This window comes from Hydrogenophaga intermedia (assembly GCF_000723405.1).
In the GTDB taxonomy this organism is placed as follows: Bacteria; Pseudomonadota; Gammaproteobacteria; order Burkholderiales; family Burkholderiaceae_C; genus Hydrogenophaga; species Hydrogenophaga intermedia.
Map to the genome: position 1 here is coordinate 1 of NZ_CCAE010000015.1, position 13,472 is coordinate 13,472.

General features: G+C 67.5%; 13 protein-coding genes. 2 read left to right on the top strand and 11 right to left on the bottom strand.

Annotated elements, in window-relative coordinates; translation table 11 throughout:
* Nucleotides 1-117 precede the first annotated feature (117 nt).
* Entirely contained in the window at nucleotides 118-1,833 is a 1,716-nt protein-coding gene (locus BN948_RS10970) for an ABC transporter transmembrane domain-containing protein (protein WP_051756097.1), read from the top strand.
* A 15-nt stretch (nucleotides 1,834-1,848) separates the two neighbouring features.
* On the opposite strand, the gene BN948_RS10975 is transcribed toward BN948_RS10970, so the two are convergent.
* Both BN948_RS10975 and BN948_RS10980 read right to left on the bottom strand, forming a co-directional pair.
* On the bottom strand, nucleotides 1,849-2,901 hold the full coding sequence (locus tag BN948_RS10975; RefSeq protein WP_009520142.1) for a M48 family metallopeptidase: 1,053 nt from the start codon (nucleotides 2,899-2,901) through the stop codon (nucleotides 1,849-1,851).
* Nucleotides 2,902-2,908: 7 nt separating this feature from the next.
* Nucleotides 2,909-4,090, bottom strand: coding sequence for a YjgN family protein (locus BN948_RS10980; RefSeq protein ID WP_009520143.1), 1,182 nt, complete (start codon nucleotides 4,088-4,090; stop codon nucleotides 2,909-2,911).
* Nucleotides 4,091-4,260: 170 nt separating this feature from the next.
* Between BN948_RS10980 and BN948_RS10985 the strand changes: the two genes are divergently transcribed.
* Nucleotides 4,261-5,565: a Glu/Leu/Phe/Val family dehydrogenase gene (locus BN948_RS10985; protein ID WP_009520144.1), complete on the top strand. Its 1,305-nt coding sequence runs from the start codon at nucleotides 4,261-4,263 to the stop codon at nucleotides 5,563-5,565.
* A gap of 8 nt (nucleotides 5,566-5,573) precedes the next feature.
* Here BN948_RS10985 and BN948_RS10990 read toward each other — a convergent pair whose 3' ends face one another.
* From BN948_RS10990 to nuoI, 9 genes are read right to left on the bottom strand one after another with little or no spacing between them, the layout of a single operon-like run.
* Entirely contained in the window at nucleotides 5,574-6,041 is a 468-nt protein-coding gene (locus BN948_RS10990) for a DUF1178 family protein (RefSeq protein ID WP_009520145.1), read from the bottom strand.
* Nucleotides 6,038-6,619 carry an NUDIX domain-containing protein gene (locus BN948_RS10995; RefSeq protein ID WP_009520146.1) on the bottom strand — a complete coding sequence of 194 codons (582 nt, stop codon included), beginning with the start codon at nucleotides 6,617-6,619 and terminating at the stop codon, nucleotides 6,038-6,040. The genes BN948_RS10990 and BN948_RS10995 overlap by 4 nt, the downstream gene beginning before the upstream one ends.
* Nucleotides 6,612-6,914, bottom strand: coding sequence for a DUF2818 family protein (locus BN948_RS11000; protein ID WP_009520147.1), 303 nt, complete (start codon nucleotides 6,912-6,914; stop codon nucleotides 6,612-6,614). The genes BN948_RS10995 and BN948_RS11000 overlap by 8 nt, the downstream gene beginning before the upstream one ends.
* A 49-nt stretch (nucleotides 6,915-6,963) precedes the next feature.
* Nucleotides 6,964-8,460, bottom strand: coding sequence for an NADH-quinone oxidoreductase subunit NuoN (gene nuoN / locus BN948_RS11005; protein WP_009520148.1), 1,497 nt, complete (start codon nucleotides 8,458-8,460; stop codon nucleotides 6,964-6,966).
* Nucleotides 8,461-8,478: 18 nt separating this feature from the next.
* The gene (locus BN948_RS11010) at nucleotides 8,479-9,954 is read right to left on the bottom strand and encodes an NADH-quinone oxidoreductase subunit M (protein WP_009520149.1); all 1,476 of its coding nucleotides are present in this window, start codon (nucleotides 9,952-9,954) and stop codon (nucleotides 8,479-8,481) included.
* A 21-nt stretch (nucleotides 9,955-9,975) separates the two neighbouring features.
* Nucleotides 9,976-11,988 carry an NADH-quinone oxidoreductase subunit L gene (gene nuoL / locus BN948_RS11015; protein ID WP_009520150.1) on the bottom strand — a complete coding sequence of 671 codons (2,013 nt, stop codon included), beginning with the start codon at nucleotides 11,986-11,988 and terminating at the stop codon, nucleotides 9,976-9,978.
* 7 nt (nucleotides 11,989-11,995) lie between these two features.
* Complete coding sequence (nuoK, locus tag BN948_RS11020) at nucleotides 11,996-12,307, bottom strand: NADH-quinone oxidoreductase subunit NuoK (protein ID WP_009520151.1); 312 nt, start codon at nucleotides 12,305-12,307, stop codon at nucleotides 11,996-11,998.
* Nucleotides 12,304-12,942 (bottom strand): NADH-quinone oxidoreductase subunit J, encoded by a 639-nt coding sequence (locus BN948_RS11025; RefSeq protein WP_009520152.1) that lies wholly within the window; start codon nucleotides 12,940-12,942, stop codon nucleotides 12,304-12,306. Before BN948_RS11025 ends, nuoK begins: the two co-directional genes overlap by 4 nt.
* A gap of 17 nt (nucleotides 12,943-12,959) precedes the next feature.
* Nucleotides 12,960-13,472, bottom strand: coding sequence for an NADH-quinone oxidoreductase subunit NuoI (nuoI, locus tag BN948_RS11030; RefSeq protein WP_009520153.1), 513 nt, complete (start codon nucleotides 13,470-13,472; stop codon nucleotides 12,960-12,962).

Genomic DNA, 13,472 nt, shown 5'->3' on the forward strand with positions numbered 1-13,472 from the left:
AGAGGCCCAGGGTCCCGGTGGCCTGGGAAAGTTGTAAAAGAACCACCCCCAAGCCCCACCGCCTCCGACCGCCCCTCGGGCAAAAGCCCGCGTTCGCTCACCGGGCTGCTGCCGTTCATGCGCCCCTACCGCCTGCAGATGGGGTTGGCCCTGCTGTTCCTGGTGCTGGCGGCGGCGGCCACGCTGGCGTTTCCGGTGGCGCTGCGGCTGCTGATCGACGACGGGCTGGTGCCGGCGGGGCGCGGCGATCAGGTGCTGGCGCTGCGCGAGCACTTCGCGGCGCTGTTCGGGGTGGCGGTGGCGCTGGGGCTGTTCTCGGCGGTGCGCTTTTATCTGGTGAGCTGGATCGGCGAGCGCATCACGGCGGACTTGCGCAACGCGGTGTACCGCCATGTGCTGCGGCAGAGCCCGCAGTTCTTCGAGACGACGCAGACGGGCGAGGTGCTGTCGCGCCTGACGGCGGACACGACGCTGGTGCAGACGGTGGTGGGGTCGTCGCTGTCCATGGGGCTGCGCAACGCGGTGATGGGCATCGGCGCGCTGGTGATGCTGGTGTGGTCGCACCCGTATGTGATGGTGCTGGTGCTGGCGACGGTGCTGCTGGTGGTGTTGCCGGCCATGTGGTTCGGGCGGCGGGTGCGCCGGCTCTCGCGCGCCAGCCAGGACCGCATCGCCGATTCGAGCTCGATCGCGGCCGAGGTGCTGAACGCGATTCCCACCGTGCAGAGCTACGCGGCGGAGGGGCGCGAGTCGCAGCGCTTCGACCAGTCCACGCAGCATGCATTCGAGACGGCGGTGCGCCGCACCAAGGCGCGCGCGGTGCTGGTGGCGTTCATCATCATCGCCAATGCGGCGCTCATTCTGTGGGGCATGTTCCAGGGCACGCAGGCGGTGCTTGATGGCCAGCTCTCGCCGGGGCAACTGGGCCAGGCGGTGTTTTACGTGGTGATCTTCGCGGGCGCGGTGGCGGTGCTGGGCGAGGTGTATGGCGATCTGCTGCGCGCCGCGGGCGCGAGCGAGCGGCTGGTGGAGTTGCTGGCGAGCGAATCGCCGGTGAAGTCGCCCCCGCAGGCGCTGGCCGCGCCGCTGCCGGCGGGGGGCAGCGCGCTGGCGTTCGAGGGCGTGCACTTCAACTACCCGTCGCGCCCGGCGCAGGCGGCGCTGGACGGGTTTTCTCTAACGGTGGAGCCGGGGCAGACGGTGGCCATCGTGGGGCCCAGCGGCGCGGGCAAGACGACGGTGTTCTCGCTGCTGCTGCGCTTTTACGACCCGCAGCAGGGCCGCATCGTGCTGGACGGCACGCCGATCAACGCGCTGCAACTGCAGGATCTTCGCGAGCGCATCGGCATCGTGCCGCAGGAGCCGGTGATCTTCTCCAGCAGTGCGATGGAGAACATCCGCTACGGCAAGCCGGGCGCGAGCGACGAGGAAGTGAAGGCCGCCGCGCGCGCCGCCTTCGCGGACGAGTTCATCTCGACGCTGCCGGAGGGCTACGACACCTTCCTGGGCGAGCGCGGGGTGCGCCTGTCGGGCGGGCAGCGTCAGCGCATCGCGATTGCGCGGGCCATGCTGAAGAACCCGCCGCTGCTGTTGCTGGACGAGGCCACGAGCGCGCTGGACGCGCAGAGCGAGCGCGTGGTGCAGGCGGCGCTGGAGGCGGCGATGCGCGACCGCACGACGCTGGTGATCGCGCACCGGCTGGCCACGGTGCAGCGGGCCGACCGCATCGTGGTGTTGGACCACGGGCGCCTGGTGGAGCAAGGCACACACGCGGAGCTGGTGGCGCGCGGCGGGGTGTACGCGGGGCTGGCGGCCTTGCAGTTCAACGCCTGAGCGGGCGGCGCGGCTTCAGCGCTCGGGCGTCCACTCGCGGAAGTAGCGGATGCGGTCCTCGTCGGCCGGGTGGCTGGCCAGGGCGATGGGCAACACGCCACCGCGCTCGCCTTCTTTCTGGCGCACGGCCGCCAGGCGCTCGAACAGCGTGACCATCACGGCCGGCGAGAGGCCGGCGCGGTGCAGGCGCTCGGCCGCGTAGGCGTCGGCACGGCGCTCCACGTCGCGCGAGTACGACTGGGTGAGCAGCGCGGCGGGCACGGTCGCGATGAAGGTGCTGGCGTCGCCGAAGACGACGCCGACGATGGCGCTGAGCAGGCTGGCGCGCACCAGCATGTCCAGGCCGTCGCGGTGGTGCACGTGGCCCAGCTCGTGCGCCAGCACGCCCGTGAGCGCGTCGGGCCGGTCGCGCAGCAGCTCGACGAGTTGATCGGTGACGATGATGTGGCCGCCCGGCAGGGCCAGCGCGTTGGGGCCCAGGTCGGGCGCGTGGCGGAACGACAGGCGCCAGGCGGGTTCGTCGCCTTCGACGTGGGCGCGCTCGACGAAGGACTTCCAGCGCTGCTCGACCTCGCGCTGTTGCGCTTCGTCGAGGCGCGTGGGCTTGAGCAGCACGCGGTCCAGTTGCTCCAGGCTGTCGCGGCCCAGGCGCTCGTCCAGTTCCATCGGCAGGCGCTGCGCCACGAATTGGCTGGCGGCGGGCACCCCCCAGAGCCAACTGGCCAGCACCACGGCCACGGCACCCACCACCGCCCAGACCGTGGCGCACCAGCTCTGCTGCCAGCCCACCACCCAGGATTCGCTCAAGCCCTGCCCGGCCCACCAGTCGTCCCACTCGGGCGCGTCGGCGTGCTGGATCAGGCTGCCGTCGGGCAGGTCGGTCTGGCGCTGGCCGTGGGTGCGGCGCTCGGGCCAGCGCACGCGGCGCAGGGGGTAGCGCCGCGCGGGGCCATCGGCCGCTTCGTCCAGCGGCTGCAGCACGAATTCGTCGCCGTCCAGGTGCACGCGCACCGCCCGCCCGCGCGGGCTGCGGCCGTCGAACCAGAGGGTGCGCAGGGGCAGGCGCATGGCTGGCTTACAGGCCCAGGTCGATGCCGAAGAAGTCGCCGGCGGCGTCGCCCAGCGGGCCCACGTCGCGCTGTTGGGCGTTGGCCAGCCAGTCGTTCACCGAGCCCTTGACCTGCAGGGCCATGGCCTCCAGCCGCACGCGGGTGAGGCGCACCTGGGCGAAGGGCCAGTACAGGCCGAGCGTGACGATGATGAGCGCCCAGTTGAGGGCGTTCACGCGCGCCAGCGTGCCGAAGCGCAGCTCACTGCGAAAGCGGGTGTTGCGGCTGCGCGTGTTCGCCCACACCAGGTTCTGCAGCCGGGCGGTGACGAAAGGCACCAGGATCAGCGGCACGGCGATGTAGCCCAGCGCCACGATGCCGAACACCGCCACCACGCCACTGGCCATGCCGCGTGCGGCCATGGCAACACCCACTGCGAGCCCACCCAGGACCAGCACCACCAGCAGCAGCACGCCACCCGCGCGCAGGCCCAGTCCATAGAACTCGCGCCACCCCGCGCGCAGTTCGGTGCGTTCACCGGCGAAGCGGTAGCCGCCGTGCTGGTACTGCTTGAGGCGCACGAAGCTCCAGGGCAACACGAGCGCGAACAGCAGCAGGGCGCCGAAGTACAGGAAAGCGAAGAACTGACGGTCCTCTCGCGTGGCCTCTTCTGCGGGCACCATCGCCGACGCGCTCAGGCCCACGGCCACGAGCGCGAGCACCGGCAGCAACAGCGGCGCATAGGCCAGGTAGGCGCCCTTGAGGTCGCCCTCGAACGCCAGGCGCACGCCGCGCCAGCTGGTGTTGCGCAGGCGGAACTGCAGCGAGGCGCGCCACAGTGCGGGCCACAGCAACGCGAAGACCAACATGATGACCCCGGCTACCTCCGGCGCCGTTTCCGAGGCGATGGCGTAGGCCAGGCCCAGGCCCGCCACCAGCAGGTAGCCGCGGAACATCTTCCAGGGATTGGCGTGAAAGCCCAGCGGGTCGTCGCCCACCAGGGTGTTGTTCTGAAAATAGGCGATGCGCCGCGCCCGCGCGAAGGGCCAGTACAGCGTGAACGTCACCAGGATCAGCAGCAGGTTGACGATCCAGATGCGGAAGTATTCGCTGCCCGATCCGGTGAAGCGGATCGGCAGCGTCTGTACGGGTGGGCGCGCGTCCTGTGCGCCCGGAAAACGACCGTCGGGTGTGTCGATGATCTTCATGGTGCCTCCCTCCATTTGCAGGCCGGCGCATGCTAGCACCGCCGCCGGGCAGGCCATGCGCCCCGGGCATGGAGCCATCCTGAGCCCGCCTTGGACAAGCGCGGGACGGCTGCGTACAGTGCTTTTCGCCGTGGCCCACACAGCGGCCACGTCCAAACGAAGGACCCACCATGTCGTCGCAAACCCCTCCCGCCGTCTTCACCCAGGCGCTGCCCTCCTACCTCGATCCCAACCACCTCGGCCCCTGGGGCATCTACCTGCAGCAGGTCGACCGCGTCGCCCCCTACCTCGGCAAGCTGGGCCGCTGGGTCGACACCCTCAAACGCCCCAAGCGCACGCTCATCGTCGACGTGCCCATCCACCTGGACAACGGCACCATTGCCCACTTCGAGGGCTACCGCGTGCAGCACAACACCAGCCGCGGCCCGGGCAAGGGCGGCGTGCGCTTCCACCAGGACGTGACGCTGTCCGAGGTGATGGCCCTCTCAGCCTGGATGTCCATCAAGAACGCCGCGGTGAACGTGCCCTACGGCGGCGCCAAGGGCGGCATCCGCGTCGACCCGAAGCTGCTCTCGCGCGGCGAGCTGGAGCGCATCACGCGCCGCTACACCAGCGAGATCGGCATCATCATCGGCCCGAGCAAGGACATTCCTGCGCCCGACGTGAACACCAACGAGCAGGTGATGGCCTGGATGATGGACACGTATTCCATGAACGAAGGCGCCACCGCCACCGGCGTGGTCACCGGCAAGCCGGTCGACCTGGGTGGCTCGCTGGGCCGGCGCGAGGCCACGGGCCGGGGCGTCTTCACGGTCGGCGTCGAGGCCGCGCGCCGCATCGGGCTGGACGTTGCGCGTTCGCGTGTGGCGGTGCAGGGCTTCGGCAACGTGGGCGGCGTGGCCGGCAAGCTGTTCGCCGAGGCGGGTGCCCGCGTGGTGGCCGTGCAAGACCATGGCGGCACGGTCTACAGCGACGCCGGCCTGAACGTGCCCGCCCTGCTCGACCACGTGGGCCGGCACGGCTCCGTGGCGGGGTTTGCGGGCGGAGAGGTCATTCCCGACGAGGACTTCTGGGGCGTGAGCTGTGACATCCTCATCCCCGCCGCACTCGAAGGCCAGATCACCGACAAGAACGCGGGCCGCATCCAGGCCCGCATGGTGATCGAAGGCGCCAACGGCCCCACCACCCCGCAGGCCGACGACATCCTGCACGACCGTGGCGTGCTGGTGCTGCCCGACGTGATCGCCAACGCGGGTGGCGTCACGGTGAGCTACTTCGAATGGGTGCAGGACTTCTCCAGCTTCTTCTGGACCGAGGACGAGATCAACGCCCGCCTGGTGAAGATCATGAAAGACGCCTTCTCGGCCGTGTGGCAGGTCTCGGAGGACCACAAAGTCAGCCTGCGAACGGCCACCTTCATCATCGCGTGCCAGCGCATCCTGCACGCGCGCGACCTGCGCGGCTTGTACCCCTGACTTCCCTGCTACTGCAGGGTGTCTTTCACCGCGGGCAGCATGGGCAGGGGCATCACCTCCACGCCCTCTTCCAGCAACTCCAGCGCCACGGCGGCGCTGGTCTGGCCGCGGATGTTGCGGCGCTCGATCTCGCCGTGGTGCATGGCGCGGGCCTGTTCGGCGAAGCGCTCACCCACGTCTTCCGTGCTCGTCATGATCTCGCGCATGGCCTTGAGCATACGGCCCTGCAATTCCACCAGCTCGGCCTGCGCCGGGTGGTTGCTGAGGGTGACGCCTTCGGGCCGGGTGGCGGACGATTCCTCGCGGGCCGCGCGCAGGTTCAGGCGCGGCGCCGAGAGCTTCTTTTCCACGCGCAGGTCACCGCACAGCGGGCAGCTCACCAGCCCACGTTCCAGTTGCTGGTGGAAATCGTCTTCGGAGCCGAACCAGCCTTCGAACACGTGCTGGTGGGCGCATTGCAGATCGAGCACCTTCATGGCGCGGGATTATCCTGCCAGTCCAGTACCCACAGGCCCGACAGCACGTTCTGCAGCCACAGCATGCCCGCCAGGGTCTTGCTGTCGATGACCTTGCCTTCACGGCACCAGGTCTGCAGTTCGTCGGGCGTGGCGGCGAACACGTCCAGCGCCTCGCCGTCGTCAAGCGCGCGTTCGCCCAGGCTCAGGCCGCGCGCGAACCAGATGTCGATGACCTCGTCGGAGTACGCGATGGTGGGTGCCAGGCGCCCCGCGAAGGCCCACTGCCGGGCCGCGTAGCCGGTTTCCTCGTGCAGTTCGCGGCGGGCACAGGCCAGACTGCCCTCGCCCGCGTCGAGCTTGCCGGCGGGAAATTCGACGATGACCGAGCGCATGGGGTGGCGGTACTGGCGCTCCAGCACCACGCGACCATCGTCGAGCAGGGGGATCACCATCACCGCGCCGGGGTGCAGCACGAATTCGCGCGTGGCCTCGGCGCCCGTGGGCAGGCGCACGGTGTCGCGCACCACGTGCAGGAAGTGCCCGCGCAGCAGCTCGGTGCGCGCCAGGGGCACTTCGGTCAGGTGCGCGTCATCCACGTCGTTTGTAGAGGTAGCGGTACACGAAGCCGGGGAAGGCCAGCGTGACGAACAGGCTCGCCGTGGTGGCGTAGAACTCCCAGCCCTGCGAATAGATCTGGCCGACGCGGTGCTCCAGCGCCAGCCCCAAGCCACCGACCGCGAAGTACAGCAGCACGAGTTCGAGCAGGCGCATCCACAGCGTTTTGGGTTGCGCGCGCGGAATCAGCGCGAGCCAGCGGTTGTTGACGAAGGGCAGGTTGGCGGCCACCAGGGCCGCCACCAGCACCAGCCAGACGAAGGCGGTTTGGTTCATGGTGACGGTGTGAGCCAGCGCCCGCGCGGGGGTTCCGCGCGGTGCGGCCTCAGGCGAACAGGGCCGCCACGGCCTGCGCGCACAGAGCCATGAGGCCGCCCGGCACGATGCCCAGCACCAGCACCAGCGCGCCGTTGACCGACAGCACCGATCGCACGTCCAGGCCGGCCTCGATGGGCGCGGTCTGGCTCGGGGCGTCGAAGTACATCACCTTGACGAGGCGCAGGTAGTAGAACGCGCCGATCAGCGACATGACGACCGCGAACACGGCCAGACCCACATTGAAGGCGCTGGGCGAGGCGAGCAGCGCCTGCAGCACCGACAGCTTGGCATAGAAGCCCACCAGCGGCGGCACACCCGCGAGCGAGAACATGCAGATGGCCATGACGCCAGCGTACAGCGGGCTGCGCTGGTTCAGGCCGGCCAGGTCCTGGATGGTGTCGGACTCGAAACCCGCGCGCGAGAGCAGGATGATCACGCCGAAGGTGCCCAGGGTGGTGAGCACGTAGGTCACCACGTAGAACATGGACGAGCCGTAGGCGTTGGCCATGTTGGCACCGTCACCGCCCGACACGCCGGCCAGCAGGCCGAGCATGAGGAAGCCCATTTGCGCGATGGTGGAGAAGGCCAGCATGCGCTTGAGGTTGCTCTGCGCGATGGCGGCCAGGTTGCCCACCAGCAGCGACAGCACGGCGAGCACGGCGAGCATCTGCTGCCAGTCCAGTGCCAGGGGCGCCAGGCCCTCGACCAGCAGGCGGATCACGATCGCGAACGCGGCCAGCTTGGGCGCGCCACCGATGAGCAGGGTGATGGAGGTAGGCGCGCCGTGGTAGACGTCGGGCACCCACATGTGGAACGGCGCGGCGCCGAGCTTGAAGGCCAGACCCGCGACCACGAACACCAGGCCCAGCACCAGCACCTGCGTGGAGCCCTTGAGCGTGGCCTCGCCGCCGGCGATGGCGGCCATCACCTCGCCGATGTCGAGCGAGCCGGTGGCGCCGTACACCATGGACAGGCCATAGAGCAGGAAGCCGCTGGCCAGCGCGCCGAGCACGAAGTACTTCATGGCCGCTTCCGTCGCGGCGATGTCGTCGCGGCGCAGCGCCACCAGGGCGTAGCTGGAGAGCGTGAGCAGTTCCAGGCCCAGGTAGATGACCAGGAAGTTGTGGCCCGAGATCATCACGAACATGCCCAGCAGCGCGAACAGGCTCAGGCTGAACAGTTCGCCACCGCGCAACATGTCGCGCGCGCCGGCGTAGGCACGGCCGTAGATCAGCGTGACCATGAGAGCGATGGCGGCGAAGCACTTGAGCCAGTTGCCCATCGGGTCGCTCACGATCATGCCGCCGAAGCCGTCGATGGTGCGGCCGGACGCGCCGGCCATGGCCAACAGGCCCGCCACCACGGCCAGGGTGAGCAGCGTGAGCGCGTAGGTGGCGCCGCGCAGCGGTGTTTTCACCGCGAGGTCGGCCAGGGCGATGACGCAGGTCATCACCGCCAGCATGATTTCCGGGTAGGCCGCGACCCAGCTGAGGTTGTCGATCATGGGCTCTTCTCGGTCTTGTCAGTTCAGCTTGGAGTTCGCGACGTGGCGCAGCAACTCGGCCACGGCCGGGTCCATCACGTCGGTAAAAGGCTTGGGGTACACGCCCATGGCGAGCACGGCGATTGCCAGCAAGGCCATCACCAGGAACTCGCGCGCGTTGATGTCGCTGAGCGCGCGCACGTGGTCGTTGCCGGGCTCGCCCAGGTAGACGCGCTTGAACATCCACAGCGAATAGGCGGCACCGAAGATCAGTGCGGTGGCGGCCAGCAGGCCGATCCAGAAGTTGGCCTTGACGGCGGCGATGATCACCATCCATTCGCCCACGAAACCGGCCGTGCCGGGCAGGCCAGCGTTGGCCATGGTGAACAGCAGCGCGAAGGCGGCGAAGCGCGGCATGGTATTGATCACGCCGCCGTAGTCGGCGATCTCGCGTGAGTGCACGCGGTCGTACAGCACGCCGATGGCCAGGAACATGGCCGCCGACACGAAGCCGTGCGACACCATCTGCACCAGGCCTCCGCTGATGCCCAGGTCACTGAAGATGAAGAAACCCAGGGTGACAAAGCCCATGTGCGCCACGGACGAATAGGCGACGAGCTTTTTCATGTCCTGCTGGACCATGGCCACCAGGCCCACATAGATCACTGCGATCAGCGACAGCGCGATCATGAGCCAGGCCCACTCGTGCGAGGCGTCGGGCAGGATGGGTAGCGAGAAGCGCAGGAAGCCGTAGGCGCCCAGCTTGAGCATGATGGCGGCCAGCACGGCCGAGCCGCCCGTGGGCGCCTCAACGTGCACGTCGGGCAGCCAGGTGTGCACCGGCCACATCGGCACCTTCACCGCGAACGCCGCGAAGAACGCAAAGAACAGCAGTGTCTGTACGGTGCCGCCCAGGGGCAGCGCGTACCAGTCGGTGAAGGCGAAGCTGCCGCCCGATTTCACGTACAGGTAAATCAGCGCCACCAGCATGAGCAGCGAGCCCAGCAGCGTGTACAGGAAGAACTTGAAGGCCGCGTAGATCTTGTTGGGGCCACCCCAGATGCCGATGATCAGGTACATCGGGATCAGCGTGGCTTCGAAGAACACGTAGAACAGCATCGCGTCCTGCGCGGCGAACACGCCAATCATGAAGCCCGAGAGGATCAGGAAGGCGCCCATGTACTGGTTCACGCGCTCGGTGATCACCTCCCAACCCGCGATCACCACGATGACGGTGATGAAAGCGGTGAGCAGCACCAGCCACAAAGAGATGCCATCCACGCCCAGGTGGTAGTGCACGTTGAAGCGCTCGATCCACAGGCTCTTCTCGACGAACTGCATGGCCGAGCTGCCGACCTCGAAACCGGTGTACAGCGGCACGGTGACGGCCAGGCCGACCAGCGCGCCGATGAGCGCGATCCAGCGGACCATGCCCGCCTGCTCGTCACGCCCCAGCGCGAGCAGCACGACGCCCACAACGATCGGCGTCCAAATGGCAAGGCTCAGCAAACCCATGATGGCTTTCTCTTTCTTGTCTTATTTCGCGAGCCAGACGAAGTACGTCATGAACAGCATCACCCCCACGAGCATCATCAGCGCGTAGTGGTAGAGATAGCCGGTCTGCGCGCGGCGCACCACCGCCGCGATGGCGCCGACGATCTTCCAGCTGGCGTTGACGATCCCGCCCTCGATGACACCGCGGTCACCGCCCTTCCAGAGGCCGGTGCCCAGGCCGCGCGCGGCGCGGGCCAGCACGTTCTCGTTGAACCAGTCCATGTAGTACTTGTTCTCGAGGACGACGACGATGGGACGCAGCGCGCGCGCGATGGCCGCCGGCACGGCCGGGTTGACCATGTAGCAGTACCAGGCGCTCACGAAGCCGGCCAGCGCCAGGTACAGCGGCGGCGTGCTGAAGGCATGACCAGCCATGGACAGCGGGCCGTGGAAGATCTCGGCGAACTTCGACAGCGCGGGGTGCGCGTCGCTGTTGATGGTGATGGCGTCGCGGAAGAAGTCGCCGAACACCATGGGTTCTATCGTGAGGTAGCCGATGATCACCGACGGGATGGCCAGCAGCACCAGGGGCAGCGTCACCACCCAGGGCGACTCGTGCGGCTTGCCGTCACCGTGGTGGCCATGGTCGTCGTGGTGGTGCGCGTCGGGGTTCTGGTCGTAGCGCTCTTTTCCGTGGAAGACCAGGAAGTACAGGCGGAACGAATAGAACGAGGTGACGAACACGCCAGCCAGCACCGCGAAGTACGCGAAGTGCGCGGCCGGCAGGTTGCTGAAATGCACCGCCTCGATGATCGAGTCCTTGGAGTAGAAGCCCGAGAACAGCGGCGTGCCGATGAGCGCGAGCGTGCCCAGCAGCGAGGTGATCCAGGTGATGGGCATGTACTTGCGCACGCCGCCCATCCAGCGGATGTCCTGGTTGTGGTGCAGGCCCATGATGACCGAGCCGGCCGCGAGGAACAGCAAGGCCTTGAAGAAGGCGTGCGTCATCAGGTGGAACACCGCGACCGAGTAGGCCGAGGCGCCGAGCGCCACCGTCATGTAGCCAAGCTGCGATAGCGTGGAGTACGCCACGACGCGCTTGATGTCGTTCTGGATGATGCCCAGAAAGCCCATGAACAGCGCGGTGATGGCGCCGATGATCATGACGAAGTTGAGCGCGGTGTCGGACAGCTCGTAGAGCGGGCTCATGCGCGCGACCATGAAGATGCCGGCCGTCACCATGGTGGCGGCGTGGATCAGCGCGGAGATCGGCGTGGGACCTTCCATGGAGTCGGGCAGCCACACGTGCAGCGGGAACTGCGCGCTCTTGCCCATGGCGCCGATGAACAGGCAGATGCAGATCACGGTGATCAGCATCCAGTCGGTGCCCGGGAAGCCCAGGCCGCCGAGTTCGCCGGCCTTGGCGAAGATCTCGCTGTAGTTCATCGTGCCGGTGTAAGCCACAATCAGGCCGATACCGAGGATGAAGCCGAAGTCGCCCACCCGGTTGACCAGGAAGGCCTTCATGTTGGCGAAGATGGCCGAAGGCTTGTTGAACCAGAAGCCGATCAGCAGGTACGACACCAGGCCCACCGCCTCCCAGCCGAAGAAGAGCTGCAGCAGGTTGTTGCTCATGACCAGCATGAGCATGGAGAAGGTGAACAGCGAGATGTAGGCGAAGAAGCGGTTGTAGCCGTCGTCGTCGGCCATGTAGCCGATGGTGTAGAGGTGCACCATGAGCGAGACGAAGGTGACGACCACCATCATCATCGCGGTCAGGCCGTCGACGAGGAAGCCGATTTCCATCTTCAGGCCGCCGATGACCATCCATTCGTAGATGGTGGCATTGAAGCGCGCGCCCTCGATCACGTCACACAGCGTGATGACCGAGAGGATCATCGCGATCAGCACGCCAAGGATGGTGGCGCCGTGCGAGGCGCGCCGGCCAATGACGTTGCCACCGAAGGCGGTGCCCAGGATGCCAGCCACGAGCGAGCCCACCAGGGGCGCCAGCGGCACGGCGAGCAGCGTGGAGGCGGATAGCGTGTTGCTCATGTTCCGGTCAGCCCTTCAGCGTGTTGAGTTCTTCGACGCTGATCGACGACTTGTTGCGGAACAGCAGCACGAGGATGGCGAGGCCGATGGCCGACTCGGCGGCCGCCACGGTGAGGATGAAGAACACGAACACCTGGCCGTGCAGGTCGCCCAGGTAATGGGAGAAGGCCACGAAGTTCATGTTGACCGCGAGCAGCATGAGCTCGATGGCCATGAGCAGCACGATCAGGTTCTTGCGGTTGAGGAAGATGCCGACGACGGAGATCGCGAAGAGGATCGCGCCGACGGACAGAAAATGACCCAGCGAGAGACTGCTCATGCCTTGCCCTCCTCGGCGTTCTGGGGAACGGCCACCGGGGCCGGCTTGGTGGCCGCCATGGGCACGACGACCAGGCGGTCGCGGGCGCGCACATGAACCTGATCACCCGGGTTGATGGCCTTGCTGTCCTTGCGCTGGCGCAGCGTGAGCGCGATGGCCGCGATCATGGCCACGAGCAGGATGAAGCCCGCGACCTGGATGGGGTAGAGGTAGGCTGAGTACAGCAGCTTGCCCAGTTCGCCGGTGTTCGACACGTCGGGCGCCACGGCCGGGACGTTGGTGGCGATGGTGGGGAAGCCAGCCCACAGCACGGCGATCAGTTCGCCGGCCACGACCAGGCCGAGGATGGCCGCCAGCGGAAAGTGGTGCCAAAAGCCGCGGCGCAGCGTCTCGATGTTGATGTCGAGCATCATCACCACAAACAGGAACAGCACCATGACGGCGCCGAGGTAGACCAGCACCAGCGTGATACCCAGGAACTCGGCCTTGAGCAGCAGCCACAGCGCGGCCGCCTGCGAGAACGAGAGCATCAGGTAGAGCACCGCGTGCACGGCGTTGCGCGAGGTGACGACGCGGAAGGCCGCGAACAGCAGCACCGCCGCGAAGAGGTAGAAGAAACCGGTGGTGAAGTCCATGGGATGTCTGGATGGGCTCAGCGGTACTTCGCGTCGGCGGCCTTGGCTGCGGCGATCTGGGGTTCGTAGCGGTCACCCACGGCGAGCAGCATTTCCTTGGTGAAGTACAGGTCGCCGCGCTTTTCGCCGTGGTATTCGAAGATGTGGGTCTCGACGATCGAATCGACCGGGCAGCTTTCTTCGCAGAAGCCGCAGAAGATGCACTTGGTCAGGTCGATGTCGTAGCGCGTGGTGCGGCGCGTGCCGTCGGCGCGCACGTCGCTTTCGATGGTGATGGCGACGGCGGGGCACACGGCCTCGCAGAGCTTGCAGGCGATGCAGCGCTCCTCACCGTTCTCATAACGGCGCAGCGCGTGCAGGCCACGAAAGCGCGGCGACAGCGGCGTCTTTTCCTCGGGGAACTGCACGGTCACCTTGCGGCGGAAGGCGTAGCGGCCGGTCAGGGCCATGCCCTTGGCCAGCTCGACGAGCATGAAACTCTTGAAGAAGTCGCGGAAGCTGAACGGCGCGACGGCGGTCGTGGTGGTCAT

Bases quoted from the DNA above. Each gene is read 5' to 3' on its own strand.
- nuoL (WP_009520150.1), bottom strand. From the start codon at position 11,988: ATGAGCAACACGCTATCCGCCTCCACGCTGCTCGCCGTGCCGCTGGCG.
- BN948_RS10980 (WP_009520143.1), bottom strand. From the start codon at position 4,090: ATGAAGATCATCGACACACCCGACGGTCGTTTTCCGGGCGCACAGGAC.
- nuoK (WP_009520151.1), bottom strand. From the start codon at position 12,307: ATGAGCAGTCTCTCGCTGGGTCATTTTCTGTCCGTCGGCGCGATCCTC.
- nuoN (WP_009520148.1), bottom strand. From the start codon at position 8,460: ATGATCGACAACCTCAGCTGGGTCGCGGCCTACCCGGAAATCATGCTG.
- BN948_RS10990 (WP_009520145.1), bottom strand. From the start codon at position 6,041: ATGAAGGTGCTCGATCTGCAATGCGCCCACCAGCACGTGTTCGAAGGC.
- BN948_RS10975 (WP_009520142.1), bottom strand. From the start codon at position 2,901: ATGCGCCTGCCCCTGCGCACCCTCTGGTTCGACGGCCGCAGCCCGCGC.
- BN948_RS10985 (WP_009520144.1), top strand. From the start codon at position 4,261: ATGTCGTCGCAAACCCCTCCCGCCGTCTTCACCCAGGCGCTGCCCTCC.
- BN948_RS11025 (WP_009520152.1), bottom strand. From the start codon at position 12,942: ATGGACTTCACCACCGGTTTCTTCTACCTCTTCGCGGCGGTGCTGCTG.
- nuoI (WP_009520153.1), bottom strand. From the start codon at position 13,472: ATGACCACCACGACCGCCGTCGCGCCGTTCAGCTTCCGCGACTTCTTC.
- BN948_RS11000 (WP_009520147.1), bottom strand. From the start codon at position 6,914: ATGAACCAAACCGCCTTCGTCTGGCTGGTGCTGGTGGCGGCCCTGGTG.
- BN948_RS11010 (WP_009520149.1), bottom strand. From the start codon at position 9,954: ATGGGTTTGCTGAGCCTTGCCATTTGGACGCCGATCGTTGTGGGCGTC.
- BN948_RS10970 (WP_051756097.1), top strand. From the start codon at position 118: ATGCGCCCCTACCGCCTGCAGATGGGGTTGGCCCTGCTGTTCCTGGTG.